Here is a 12,403-nt window from a genome sequence, read left to right as displayed (position 1 = left end):
CCCTGATCGACAGTCACGGAGAAGAGATGTCCACCTCCACTACGCCGGAGCCGCGCGACACCGACGTGCGCGGTTCCGGTCGGCGCCGGGGCCCGTCCGACAAGGACGCGCACGGCACCGACGTGAAGTCCGCCAAGACCCGGGTACGCCTGGGCGACCGGGTGTTCAGCGGCTCGTCCCGCGGCGCCGGGATCCTGCTCCTGGTGATCATGGCCGCGATCGCGGTCTTCCTGGTCACCGAGGCGCTGGACGCGCTGGGCGACAACCAAGGCAACTTCCTCACCGACTCCTCGTGGGTCACGGACGGCAGCAAGCCCGCGTTCGGCGTCGCCGGGCTGGTGACGGGCACCGTCATCAGCGCCGCGATCGCGATGCTGCTGGCGGTGCCGGTCGCGGTGGGGGTGGCTCTCTTCATCACGCACTACGCCCCGCGGCGGGTCGCGCAGACGCTCGGCTACATCGTCGACCTGCTCGCCGCGGTGCCCAGTGTGGTCTTCGGCCTCTGGGGACTGGTGTTCCTGTCGCCGAAGCTGCTCGGCCTGCACACCTGGCTGAGCGACTACCTGGGCTTCATCCCGATCTTCGACAAGGACGGCGCCGGGGCCACCGCCCGCACGCTGTTCACCTGCGGCATCATCCTGGCGATCATGATCCTCCCGATCATCGCCGCGGTCACCCGCGAGGTCTTCCTCCAGGTGCCGCGCGCGCACGAGGAGGCGGCGCTCGCGCTCGGCGCGACGCGCTGGGAGATGATCCGCACCGCGGTCCTCCCGTTCGGCAAGCCGGGCATCATCTCGGCGTCGATGCTGGGCCTCGGCCGGGCGCTCGGCGAGACCATCGCGGTCGCCATGGTGCTGTCCAGCAGCCAGGAACTCGTCTACAAGATCCTGGACCCGGGCGGCAACACCATCGCCGCGAACATCGCCAACCAGTTCGGCGAGTCCAACGAACTCGGCCGCGGCGCGCTCATCGCGTCCGGCCTCGTGCTGTTCCTCCTGACGCTGCTGGTCAACGGTGCGGCGCGGGTCGTCATCAACCGGCACAAGGAGTTCTCGGGGGCCAACGCATGACCATCACCAAGACGGACGTCACCGCGCCCCCCGCGGAATCGGGCCCGCTCAACCTGACGCGGCGCAGCATGCCGAACTGGATCCCGTGGGCCGTCGGCGCCGCGGCGGTCGCGGTCGGCCTGCTCACCAAGGCCGTGCAGGGCAACTGGGCCCTCGGCGGCGGGTACGCCGGGCTGTTCTTCATCGTCGGCGTGACCGTCGCGTCCTGGCGCATGGAGGACCGCCGCTGCGCCAAGGACCGGCTCGCCACGAGCCTCGTCTACGGCGCGTTCGTGGTCGCGATCGTCCCGCTGATCTCGATCCTCGGGTACACGATCCAGGAGGGCTTCCAGGAGCTCTCGCCATATTTCCTGTCGCACTCGATGCGCGGCGTCGGCCCGCGCGACGACACCGGCGGCATCTACCACGCGATCATCGGCACCCTCGAACAGGTCGGCCTGGCCACCCTGATCGCCGTACCGATCGGCCTCATGACGGCGATCTACCTGGTCGAGTACGGGACCGGCCGGCTCGCCCGGGCGATCACCTTCTTCGTCGACGTCATGACGGGCATCCCGTCGATCGTCGCGGGCCTGTTCATCTACTCCTTCTGGATCATGGTCCTGGGCTTCAAGGCCTCCGGCTTCGCGGGCTCGCTGGCCCTCATGATCCTGATGCTCCCGACGGTCGTCCGCGCCGCCGAGGAGATGCTCAAACTGGTGCCGAACGAACTGCGCGAGGCCAGCCTCGCGCTGGGAATCCCGAAGTGGCGCACGATCCTCAAGGTCGTCCTGCCCACCGCGCTCGGCGGCATCATCACCGGCATCATGCTGGCGATCGCCCGCGTCATCGGTGAGACGGCCCCGCTGCTGCTCCTGGTGGGCACGGCGCAGTCGATCAACACGAACCCGTTCGACGGCTGGCAGAGCTCGATCCCGCTCTACGTGTTCGAGCAGAACCACGCCGGCAACCAGTTCTCGCCCGCCCGCGCGTGGGCCGGCGCGCTCACGCTCATCATCATCGTCATGGTGCTGAACCTGGTGGCGCGTCTGATCGCCCGCTGGAAGGCCCCGAAGGCAGGACGATGACCGTGGCGAAATCCCCGATACCTTCCCAGGCAGTCCCCGCCCGGAAGACAGCAGCAGTTCCGACCCCGGGCACCGGCGCCCGTGACGAGGCAGGCATGACCAAGCGCATCGAAATCTCCGGACTCAGCGCCTACTACGGCACCAACAAGGCCGTCGAGGACATCTCGATGACCATCGAGCCCCGGACGGTCACGGCGTTCATCGGCCCCTCCGGCTGCGGCAAGTCGACGTTCATCCGCACGCTCAACCGCATGCACGAGCTGATCCCCGGCGCGCGGGTCGAGGGCTCCGTGCAGTTGGACGGACAGAACCTGTACGGCCCGGACGTCGACCCGGTCGCGGTGCGCCGCACGGTCGGCATGGTCTTCCAGCGGCCGAACCCCTTCCCGACCATGTCCATCTACGACAACGTCGCGGCGGGCCTCCGGCTCAACGGCACCAAGAAGAAGGCCGACCTCGACGTGGTCGTGGAGCGCTCGCTGCGCGGCGCGAACCTGTGGAACGAGGTCAAGGACCGGCTGGGCAAGCCCGGTTCGGGCCTGTCCGGCGGCCAGCAGCAGCGCCTGTGCATCGCGCGCGCGATCGCGGTGGAGCCGCAGGTGCTCCTCATGGACGAGCCCTGCTCGGCGCTCGACCCGATCTCGACGCTGGCGATCGAGGACCTGATCGCGCTCCTGAAGGAGCGGTACACGATCGTCATCGTCACGCACAACATGCAGCAGGCCGCGCGCGTGAGCGACCGTACGGCGTTCTTCAACCTCGCCGGCCCGGGCCAGCCCGGCCGCCTGGTGGAGATCGGCGACACGGAGAAGATCTTCTCGTCGCCCGAGGTCGAGGCGACGGCCGACTATATTGCCGGCCGTTTCGGCTGATCACGCACCTGGTGACGCTGTCGCCGGCAATGTGCGGGCGCGGCCGTTTCGGCCGAGCCCGGTATCGAGAAGGCCCACGAGGCGAGCGAGTACCGGGTATGACATGCGCGAGGGGCGGTTCCCGTACGGGGACCGCCCCTGTGTGGTGCGTGGTGGTTTTGCGATGCTTCGCGGCTTTGCGCGGCCCGGCGGCTTCGCGGGGTGCCGCGGCGGGCCTACAGGAAGATCACATCGAGCAGCGCGTACGCACCCGCCGAGACCAAAGCCGCGGCGGGGATGGTGAGCACCCACGCCGTCACGATGTTGCCCGCGACACCCCAGCGCACCGCGGACAGGCGCTTGGTGGCGCCGACGCCGAGGATCGACGAGGTGATCGTGTGCGTCGTCGAGACCGGCGCGTGGAACACGAACGCCGTGCTGTAGAGCACGCTCGCGGCCGTCGCCTCCGCTGCGAAACCACGCGGCGGGTCGAGTTCGATGATGCGGCGGCCGAGGGTGCGCATGATGCGCCAGCCGCCGGCGTACGTACCCGCGCTGATCGCGAGCGCGGCCGAGACCGTGACCCAGAACGGCACGTCGTAGTCGGTCTGGTAGCCGCCGACGACGAGGGCCATGACGATCAGGCCCATGGTCTTCTGCGCGTCCTGGAGCCCGTGGCCGAACGCCATGGCGGCCGCGGAGATGGTCTGCGCGACGCGGAACCCGCGCGTCACCTTGTGCGGGTTGCGGCGGCGGAAGATCCACAGGATCGCCACCATGAGCAGGTACGCGAGGGTGAAGCCGATGAGCGGCGACACGATCATCGGGATGACGACCTTGTCGACGACGCCGTCCCACTTGACGGTCTGCGACGCCGCGAGCGCGGCGCCGACCAGGCCGCCGATGAGCGCGTGCGTGGACGACGACGGCAGGCCGAAGTACCAGGTGACCATGTTCCAGGTGATCGCGCCGACGAGTGCGGCGGCCACGATCACCAGGCCTTGGTTGCCGTCGGGGGCGTCGATGATGCCTTTGCCGACGGTTTTCGCCACTTGCTCGCCGGCGAACGCGCCGGCCAGGTTCATCACGGCCGCCATCGCCAGGGCCGCCCGGGGCGTGAGCGCCCGGGTCGACACCGAGGTGGCGATGGCGTTGGCCGCGTCGTGGAACCCGTTGGTGTAGTCGAACGCCAGAGCGATCACGACGATCGCAATGGTCGCCAGCAGAACGAGGTCCACCGGTCAGGACTCCTTGACCGTGATGGTCTCGATCGTGTTCGCGACGTGCTCGAATCCGTCCGCCGCCTCTTCGAGGGCATCCACGATGCCCTTGAGCTTGAGCACCGTCAGCGCGTCGTACTTGCCGCTGAACAGGTGCGCGAGCAGCTTGCGGTGGATCTGGTCGGCCTGGTTCTCGAGTCGGTTGATCTCGATCCAGTACTCGGTCAGGTCCTTCATGGTCCGCAGCCGCGGCATCGCCTCGGCGGTCAGCTCGGCGGCGCGTACGAGCACCTCGATCTGGTCCGCGATCTGCGGCGGCAGCTCGTCGAGCTGGTAGAGGACGACGAGGTCGACGGCTTCGTCCATGTAGTCCATGACGTCGTCGATCTGGGACGCGAGGGTGTAGATGTCCTCGCGGTCGAACGGCGTGATGAACGACGAGTTCAGCTGGCGCAGGATCGCGTGGGTCGCGTCGTCGCCCGCGTGTTCGGCCGCACGCATCCGCTCGGCAATCTCCGGACGAGCGGAGATCTCGGCGCCGAGCAACTCGGTGAGGAGCTTGGATGCGGTGACCAGGTTGTTCGCCGCTGTGGCGAACATGTCGTAGAAGCTCGTCTCCCTGGGGGTCAGACGCAATCGCACAGAGATCTCCGGAATGAGGAATGCGGTCCCGACGATGCTAGGCGCTTGCCACTACCGGTAGACAATCCGGGTGAGTCGCGCTCGGCATGCCGGTACCCGGGCGTAACAAGCCGCACGCGCACCGCGACGAGCCCGCTCCGCATCGGAGGACCGGGAAAACCGGAAGAAGCCCCTCCGGGGCGGAACACGCCCGTCGCATGAGAAGAGTAGGCCGGATACGACCGTCCGGGTCACGTGGTTCCCCTCGGGGAGATCATGTAGTCCATGTCACATCGGCCGCGCGCCCGGCGGGTGCAGGGTGTGGGATGGGTATCGCGCGCTTGAGGCACGCGTGGCCGCAGTCCGATGGTCAGGGCGAATAGTGCGGTATTGGCACGGCATGCTTGCCGAAAATACCCCCCGGGGGTAAATTTGGCGCATGGACACCACGGTCGAAACCCACGCCACGGGCCCCGGCACCGGTCCCAGCCCTCAGGAGGGGGCGGACCACGGCAAGGGCCACAAGCACGCCGGACACGGCTACAGCCCGCGCAAGGACGAGCACCTCAAGCGCCTGCGCCGCGTCGAGGGCCAGGTGCGCGGTCTCCAGCGCATGGTCTCCGAGGACGAGTACTGCATCGACGTGCTCACCCAGGTCTCCGCGGCCACCAAGGCCCTGCAGGCGTTCGCACTCAGCATGCTCGAGGAGCACCTCGCCCATTGTGTCGCGCACGCCGTCGAACAGGGCGGGCCCGAGGCGGACGCCAAGGTCAAGGAAGCGTCGCAGGCGATCGCGCGCCTGGTCCGGTCGTAGTCCCGCGGGTAGTGCCGGGGTAGTCCTTGGGTAGTCCCGCGCTGCTCTCGGGCGAGGGCCTTGGCCCGGGCGTGGCGCCGTGCGGTGCGGTCGGTGCCGGGGCCGACCGTCAGCCGCGCGTACGACCGCCGCGGGTCTCCCCGCCGGACGGGCGCTCCTCCACGGGCAGTGCCCACGGCACCGCGCGGGTGGTCGGGTGTGCCGTGCTGCCGATGCCCAGGACCGCGTCGATCTCCGCCTGGGTCAGCGGGCCTTCGCTCTGCGACGCCGCGATGATCAGTTCTCCGTAGAGTTCGATCTCGTCGAACACCACGAGGTCGTGCACGCGCACATCAGAGAACGGTGTCACCCACACCACCTCCTCGTTCGCTCCGGCGGGCGGGAACGTCCGCCCGTCCGGGCGCACCCAGCCTAGGCACCGCCGGGCGGGAGCGCATGACACGCATGGGCCATTTGCGCACCGCCCACGCCCGGGGGCGCGCTGGCTCGCCGGGCGGCGCGCCACCGGCGCGCGCGGGTGGTCCAGGCCTGTGGTCCGGGCGTCGCGTGGGCACGGCGGCATGCCGGACAGGAACCGTGCGCGGCAAGGGTGTTCGCGGCGGAGTGCGGCGAATGACGGCGCGGGCGGACGACGGCAAGGCAGCGACAAGACCGAGCTGACGCGACGTCAGGGCTTGCGTGTCGGGGGGACGACGGGGGCGGCGGGCGTGGCGGGGGCGACGTACAAGTCCTCGGGCCGGGGTGGCTGCACGTCGACGGAGACGCCGAAGTCGAACAGTTCCGCGGCCGAGATCACCTTCGCGGTCTGGCTCTTGTCCTTGCCTTTGCCGCCCTCGGAGGCGAGGTTGAACTCCTCCTGGACCTTGCGCAGCCGGCCCTGGTCGTCGAGGTACACCTCGAAGGGGATCGTCGGGCTCGCGAAGCTCTTGAGCGCGGCGGCAAGCGGCGCACGGAGATTCGGCGGGGTCTCGTCGTGCGCCTTCTTGAGGTCGAGCGTCCCCTTGTAGTGCCGCACTTGGTCGTTGCCGAACTTCTCGGTGCCGACCAGCACCACGTCGTCGTTGACGCCGCGCAGTATCTCGAACGACGTCGTCGGGTCGGCGCTGCCGCCGCTCAGCAGGTTGCCGTCGGCCAGACCCGCCACATCGATCCGCACCCACTTGTCGGGCGGTACGCCGGGGGCGGCGTTCTTCATGTAGAGCGCCTCGGGCGTGAGGATCTCCTGCAGCGGGCCGGTGATCCCGGAGTCCTTGGGGACCTGGAGGCTCACCGTGCCGATGCGGCGGCGGTAGTCGAACAACCCCTCGCCGGTCAGCACCACGGTGCGGTCGCCGGACTGCATGGTCATGGTGGTCCGCGTACGCGAACTGCCCGCGTTGACGGTCGTCGCGGCGGCGGCGCGCACCGCGGCGACCGCCTCGGCCGAGCCGGCGGCGCCGGCGGGCCGGACGTTGTCGCCCGTGTCCCCGCCGCACCCGGTCAGCCCCACGGCGCCCACACACGCACCGGTCAGCACGATCCGGAACTTCATCCCACGACTCCCAAAGCGGACGCTTGCACCCGACGTCGGCGCGGGTGCGCGCACGAGAGGCGCGGCACCGCTCAAGGGACGCAACGAGCGGCGGGGCGCGGGGACACGGGTGCGTGACGGGAAATTCCTCCGGACGGACCGATGTCGGCGGATCTCCGAATGCGCGCGTCGACGCCGTGGGGCGGTCGGGCGTCGGGGTGGTCGGCGCTGGGGCCGGATCGGGCGCTGGAGTGGTCAGGCGTGCGGCATTTGGACGTTGGGCTGCCGGTCAGGAGGCGCCGGGGCCGACGGCCGCGTGCGACTCGGGCAGCCCGGCCAGTTCCTCGGGCTCCATGCGGCGGGTCCAGATGAGGTGACGCTCCATCAACTGCGTGACGGCGTCCGGGTCGCGGGCCTCGATCAGGTCCAGCAACTCGTGGTGTTCGTCCGCGGCCTGGCCGACCTCGCCCCGCTCCAGCAGCGTGCGCAGGCGGTAAAGGCGCGCCTGGGACCGCAGTTCGACCACGATGCGGACCAGACGCATGTTGCCGGACAGCTGCAACAGGCAGGTGTGGAACCGCTGGTCGGCGGCGACGTACTCGAGCGCGTCCCCGCGCTTCGCGGCGGCGACTATGTCGTCGGCGAGCGCGCGGAGGGTCGGCAGCGCGTCGGGACAACCGGCGCGGGCGATCTCGGCGACCGTCGGCACCTCGAGGAGGCGGCGCAGGCGGTGGATCTCCTCGGCGTCCTGCGCGGACAGCGCCCGGACCCGGAACCCCTTGTTGCGCACGGGTTCCACGAGGCCGTCCTTGGCGAGGTCGAGCAGGGCCTCGCGTACCGGCGTCGCCGAGACACCAAAGCGGGTGGCGAGGCCGGGCGCCGAGTAGACGACGCCGGGGCGCATGTCGCCGGCGATCAGCGCCGCGCGGATCGCGCGGGCCACCTGCTCGCGCAGGCTCAGGCGTTCGCCCAGGCGTGCGGCGTCTGCTCCCGGATCGGCGCCTGGTTCGGCCCCGGGGTCGACCCTGTCCCCCGTGCCCGCCTCGTCCATGCCGCTTCAAGTCCCTCCGTGACACGGCGTGCGGTTCCCGCCGTGGAGGCGCCGCGCGGCCGGGGCCGGAGCGCCTCCACCAGACCGTACCCAACTGCGTGCGTACGGCGCAGCTTCGCGGGTGGCGGGTCAGCCGGCTCGGCGGCGGCGCGCGGCGACGACGGCGGTCGTACCGCCCGCGGCGAGCAGTCCCGCACCCGAGACGAGGAACGGCCACGTCGGCGATCCGCCGCCGGTACGGGCGAGTTCGGGCTGCGCGGAAGGCTGCGGGCTCGTGCTGGGCACGGACGCGGCAGGACGGGTCGCGGGCGGTGCGGAGGTGGGCGCGACGGGCGTCGCGGTCGCCGTCGAAGGCGGTTCCGGGGTGCGCGGCCCGGGCGTTCCGGGGCGCGACGGGCACGCCTTCTCGCCGACCGTCAGATTCACCGGTATGGGTCCGGCGGGGAGCAGGTGGAGTTCGAGGGCGACGGCGCGTCCGGGGTATTGCGAGCCGATGCCGATCCAGCCGAGCGGCCCGAGGTCGATCTTGGGCAGTCCGGTGGACTTGACCTCGACGCCGATCGTGCGCAGCGCCTGGAGGGCGGCGACGGTGAGCGCGCCGCGTTCGCCGCAGGTGGGCTGGAGGAGTTGGAGGTCGACGACCTCGCGGAGCGCGGCTTCCACACGCTCCGCCTGCTCCTGGCCGTCGGCCCGGCCCGTCGGCTCTGCGGCTGCGGCGATGGCGGCAGGGGGCGGTGTGGTCGGCGCCGGGGTTGTGGCGGCCTGCGCGGGGGCCGCGCCCGCGAGGAGGGCGGCCAGCGCGGCGGCCGGGACGATTGCGGCGGCGGAGATGCGGGTGGCGGCGCGGGTACGGGTACGGCTACGGGTGGTGGTGGTGCGGGTGCCGGCGCGGCCGGCGGCGGGGGTGGGCTTGGCGGTTGCCCGGTGCGTACGGCGGCGTGCGGATGTCGGTGCGGACACGGCTGTGGACCCCTCGTCGTGGAGTGCGCGCGCCACGGGACGGTGGCCGCGCAGGAGCGACTGTCCGGGGAAACGGCGCGGAGGGGTGACGCCTCGGATGATGATCCGATGACCGGACGCGGGTGAGTCTGGCACCGAGGGCGCGCGGTTGGGCCCGGTTTCGGGAATCTTGACCCTTGCGGGCGGTGGCTCGTCGAGGGCGGGGTACGCCACGTCGGGCGCGATGGGCTGCGGGCGGCGTGCAGGCGCGCGGTGTGCGGTGTGCGGCGGGACGGTGCGAGCGGTGGGTCAGCCGGTCGGCTCCGCGACGACCAGCGGGCGCAGCGGTGTGGTCTCGACCCGGCGTACGACCGGCAGCAGGGCACGCAGGGCCAGCGGCGACAGCGCGAGCGCGACGAGAGCGCCGAGCGCGAAGCCACCCAGGATGTCCGTGGGGTAGTGGACCCCTACATAGAGGCGGGCGAACCCCTGAAGGACGGCGACGAGGACGGCAATAGCGCCGAGCCTCCGGTCGACCAGCAGCAGGGCGATCGCCAGGGACATCGTCAGCAGGGCGTGGTCGGAGGCGAAGGACGGGTCGTCCTTGCCCTGCACGAGGACCGTGACGTCGGGGTGGGTCAGGAAGGGGCGGGGCCGGTCGACCCATTCGCGCAGCGGCATGTTGGCCACCTCGGCGAGCAGGGCGGCGATCGGCGCCCAGATGAGCCCGGCGACGGCGACGTCGTGGTCGGGACGCCGGCGGGCCCGGAACCACGCGATGCCGAGGAGTCCGGCGAGGATCGCGAGGAGGCCGTACTCCCCCATGAACTCCATGAAGCCGTGCGCCCATGTGGTGTCCTCGGCGAGGCCGTTGACGCCCTGGAGGACATCGACGTCGATGTTGTCTCCGGCGGCGAGGGGCACCGCGGGCTCGGCCGCGGCGGGCAAGGCGTACACGGACACGGCAGGACCTCCCGAGAATTCGTCCTTCAAGATCACGCTTGGGAGGTCTGCGCGGTTCCCGAACCGCGGGGATTCCCCTGATTGGGGCCCTGAGAGGGAGCTCGGCCGACCGGATAATCCGGACGAATGATGGCAGAGTGCCCGTCAGGTCATCCGATCGAAGGAGATGCGCGCCGATGACCTGCCGAACAAAGCCCCATGTCGGACATTTCGGATCTTGCCTTCGGAATGTCGGCCAGGTCACACCGATTTGACGTTCGATCACCGTCCGTGCGCGAAGCGTGGTGGTTTTTCACAAACGGTCAGTGGAGCGGTACCGAAGGTAGGAATTCGGACACCTTCGGCCGTCCAAAAGTGACAAGGAGTGACGTCTTGCCCACCACAAAACGGACGTAAACCTGTTCTTACGATGAGTCGCTTGTGATCTCAGGATCTGTCTGCCTAACGTGCTCCGCGTCGGTCCCCACACCGACCCCTCTCACCGGAACGCCTAGTTCTGCCGCCGGTCGGGACGGGACAGCTGAGAAGCAGCCACGGCAGAAGCGGGGGAACCAGGTGTAACGCGCCGGACTGGTGACAAACCAGGACGGCTAGGGGTGAAGCCGTACCAGTGACCCTTCGACCGGGGTCGCCGCGGGCGGCCGGGCAACTCCAGCCCGAATCCGACAGCTCACCTCGCAGGCGTAGGAGAGGAAACGCTTCATGCTGTCCGGAACCGGGCGTCATCGCCGTACCCGTCTGTCCACGACCTCGCGCATCGCCGTCGCCGCCGGTGTCACCGGTGCCGCGATCGCCGCCCCGATCATCGGGGCGACCACCGCCTCCGCCGCGTCGGTGAGCACCTGGGACAAGGTCGCCCAGTGCGAGAGCACCGGCAACTGGTCCATCAACACCGGCAACGGCTTCTACGGTGGGCTGCAGTTCACCAACTCCACCTGGCGCGAGTTCGGCGGCACGCAGTACGCCGCGCGCGCCGACCTGGCCACCAAGGACCAGCAGATCGCGATCGCCGAGAAGGTGCTCGCGGGCCAGGGCCCCGGCGCCTGGCCGGTCTGCTCCGTCAAGGCGGGCCTGACCAAGAACAGCGGCGCCCCCTCGATCGACACCGGCTCGTCCAACGGGTCCTCGCAGACCCAGGGCAAGACCTCGACGCAGACCGCGCCGAAGCCCGCCGCGCAGCAGCCCTCGGGTGCGAAGCTCACCGAGGACGCCAAGGCCGCCGCCCCCAAGCCGGCCGCGCAGCCCGAGGCGAAGACGCAGCAGGCCCCGACCAAGCCGGCGACCCCCGCGCCGTCCGCGAGCACCGCCAAGGCCGACTACACGGTCGTCGTCGGCGACACCCTGTTCAAGATCGCCCGGGCGCACGACGTCACCGGCGGCTGGCAGAAGCTGTACGACCTCAACCGCGGCGTCGTCGGCGGCAACCCGAACCTGATCTTCCCGGGCCAGAAGCTGGCCCTGGGCGGCCAGTCCACCGCGGCCCCGGCCCCGGCGAAGCTGACCGAGGACACCCCGGCGAAGCCGGCTCCGGCCCCGTCGGCGTCCTCCTCGTCCACGAAGCCCTCGGGCGCGAAGCTGACCGAGGACAAGGCCCCCGCCAAGAGCGAGACCACCAAGCCGAGCACGAGCTCCAACACGAACTCGAGCGCCGCCAAGCCGTCGACCGGCAACTCGTCGTCGACCGAGGCGTCGTCGTCCGGCTACGTCCGCCCCGTTCCGGGTGCGGCGAGCGGCTCGTACGGCCGCTCGGGCTCCATGTGGTCGAACGGCCACACCGGTGAGGACTTCCGCGCGTCGGCCGGCACCAAGGTCAGCGCCGTCACCTCCGGCACCGTGGTCTCCGCGGGCTGGGGCGGCGCGTACGGCAACGAGGTCGTCATCAAGCACGCCGACGGCCGCTACACGCAGTACGGCCACATGTCGAAGATCTCCGTCTCGGTCGGCCAGAAGGTCTCGACCGGCCAGCAGGTCGGCCTCGTCGGCTCGACCGGCAACTCGACCGGCCCGCACCTGCACTTCGAGGTGCGCACCGGCCCGAACTACGGCTCGGACATCAACCCGATCACCTACCTCCGCGCCCACGGCGTCAACGTCTGATCCACTGATCCTCGCGATCGGTCGAACTGACATCGCAGTGACGCGGTAGAGGCACCACGCCGCAGGCCCCGGACCCCACGGTCCGGGGCCTGCGGCGTTTTCGGGCGGGTGGCGGCCTGTTGTGGGGGATGGGCGTCGCCGGGAGCCGCTACGGGCGCACAGGGGCCGCGGCGGGGGCACGGGTGGGCGGTGGGGACGTG

12 protein-coding genes and 1 riboswitch are annotated in these 12,403 nt (G+C 70.5%); of the genes, 5 read left to right on the top strand and 7 right to left on the bottom strand.

Annotation, left to right across the window (positions count from 1 at the left end; genetic code table 11):
- Positions 1–26 precede the first annotated feature (26 nt).
- From pstC to pstB, 3 genes are all read left to right on the top strand, one after another.
- Positions 27–1,070 carry a phosphate ABC transporter permease subunit PstC gene (gene pstC, locus ACWD12_RS36955; protein WP_450103279.1) on the top strand — a complete coding sequence of 348 codons (1,044 nt, stop codon included), beginning with the start codon at positions 27–29 and terminating at the stop codon, positions 1,068–1,070.
- Positions 1,067–2,137: a phosphate ABC transporter permease PstA gene (gene pstA, locus ACWD12_RS36950; RefSeq protein ID WP_450103278.1), complete on the top strand. Its 1,071-nt coding sequence runs from the start codon at positions 1,067–1,069 to the stop codon at positions 2,135–2,137. Before pstC ends, pstA begins: the two co-directional genes overlap by 4 nt.
- Positions 2,138–2,232: 95 nt before the next feature.
- Positions 2,233–3,009 carry a phosphate ABC transporter ATP-binding protein PstB gene (pstB, locus tag ACWD12_RS36945; protein ID WP_358352065.1) on the top strand — a complete coding sequence of 259 codons (777 nt, stop codon included), beginning with the start codon at positions 2,233–2,235 and terminating at the stop codon, positions 3,007–3,009.
- A 215-nt stretch (positions 3,010–3,224) separates the two neighbouring features.
- On the opposite strand, the gene ACWD12_RS36940 is transcribed toward pstB, so the two are convergent.
- Entirely contained in the window at positions 3,225–4,226 is a 1,002-nt protein-coding gene (locus tag ACWD12_RS36940; RefSeq protein ID WP_358352068.1) for an inorganic phosphate transporter, read from the bottom strand.
- 3 nt (positions 4,227–4,229) lie between these two features.
- The gene (locus tag ACWD12_RS36935; protein WP_358352071.1) at positions 4,230–4,850 is read right to left on the bottom strand and encodes a DUF47 domain-containing protein; all 621 of its coding nucleotides are present in this window, start codon (positions 4,848–4,850) and stop codon (positions 4,230–4,232) included.
- A 418-nt stretch (positions 4,851–5,268) separates the two neighbouring features.
- On the opposite strand from ACWD12_RS36935, the gene ACWD12_RS36930 reads away from it, so the two are divergent.
- Positions 5,269–5,643: a metal-sensitive transcriptional regulator gene (locus ACWD12_RS36930; protein ID WP_358352074.1), complete on the top strand. Its 375-nt coding sequence runs from the start codon at positions 5,269–5,271 to the stop codon at positions 5,641–5,643.
- A gap of 109 nt (positions 5,644–5,752) precedes the next feature.
- Here ACWD12_RS36930 and ACWD12_RS36925 read toward each other — a convergent pair whose 3' ends face one another.
- The 5 genes from ACWD12_RS36925 to ACWD12_RS36905 form a co-directional block, all read right to left on the bottom strand.
- Positions 5,753–5,992 (bottom strand): hypothetical protein, encoded by a 240-nt coding sequence (locus ACWD12_RS36925; protein WP_450103277.1) that lies wholly within the window; start codon positions 5,990–5,992, stop codon positions 5,753–5,755.
- Positions 5,993–6,310: 318 nt separating this feature from the next.
- Positions 6,311–7,174 carry a hypothetical protein gene (locus ACWD12_RS36920; RefSeq protein WP_450103276.1) on the bottom strand — a complete coding sequence of 288 codons (864 nt, stop codon included), beginning with the start codon at positions 7,172–7,174 and terminating at the stop codon, positions 6,311–6,313.
- A gap of 268 nt (positions 7,175–7,442) precedes the next feature.
- The gene (locus tag ACWD12_RS36915) at positions 7,443–8,204 is read right to left on the bottom strand and encodes a GntR family transcriptional regulator (protein ID WP_450103275.1); all 762 of its coding nucleotides are present in this window, start codon (positions 8,202–8,204) and stop codon (positions 7,443–7,445) included.
- 129 nt (positions 8,205–8,333) lie between these two features.
- Positions 8,334–9,164, bottom strand: coding sequence for a hypothetical protein (locus ACWD12_RS36910; RefSeq protein WP_450103274.1), 831 nt, complete (start codon positions 9,162–9,164; stop codon positions 8,334–8,336).
- Between the two features lie 288 nt (positions 9,165–9,452).
- On the bottom strand, positions 9,453–10,106 hold the full coding sequence (locus tag ACWD12_RS36905; protein ID WP_358352087.1) for a phosphatase PAP2 family protein: 654 nt from the start codon (positions 10,104–10,106) through the stop codon (positions 9,453–9,455).
- A gap of 519 nt (positions 10,107–10,625) precedes the next feature.
- A riboswitch (cyclic di-AMP (ydaO/yuaA leader) is annotated at positions 10,626–10,805 on the top strand.
- Positions 10,806–10,808: 3 nt separating this feature from the next.
- Here ACWD12_RS36905 and ACWD12_RS36900 point away from each other — a divergent pair.
- Positions 10,809–12,203, top strand: a complete 1,395-nt coding sequence (locus ACWD12_RS36900; protein WP_450103273.1) for a transglycosylase family protein — start codon at positions 10,809–10,811, stop codon at positions 12,201–12,203.
- Positions 12,204–12,403: the final 200 nt, after the last annotated feature.

It is taken from the genome of Streptodolium elevatio (assembly GCF_053592165.1).
Note: the sequence above shows the minus strand (reverse complement) of the source record. Positions and strands in the feature narration are given on the sequence as shown.

Excerpts from the sequence above, each read along its gene's own strand:
- ACWD12_RS36920 (WP_450103276.1), bottom strand. The coding sequence starts at position 7,174 with ATGAAGTTCCGGATCGTGCTGACCGGTGCGTGTGTGGGCGCCGTGGGG.
- ACWD12_RS36915 (WP_450103275.1), bottom strand. The coding sequence starts at position 8,204 with ATGGACGAGGCGGGCACGGGGGACAGGGTCGACCCCGGGGCCGAACCA.
- ACWD12_RS36900 (WP_450103273.1), top strand. The coding sequence starts at position 10,809 with ATGCTGTCCGGAACCGGGCGTCATCGCCGTACCCGTCTGTCCACGACC.
- ACWD12_RS36930 (WP_358352074.1), top strand. The coding sequence starts at position 5,269 with ATGGACACCACGGTCGAAACCCACGCCACGGGCCCCGGCACCGGTCCC.
- pstB (WP_358352065.1), top strand. The coding sequence starts at position 2,233 with ATGACCAAGCGCATCGAAATCTCCGGACTCAGCGCCTACTACGGCACC.
- pstC (WP_450103279.1), top strand. The coding sequence starts at position 27 with ATGTCCACCTCCACTACGCCGGAGCCGCGCGACACCGACGTGCGCGGT.
- pstA (WP_450103278.1), top strand. The coding sequence starts at position 1,067 with ATGACCATCACCAAGACGGACGTCACCGCGCCCCCCGCGGAATCGGGC.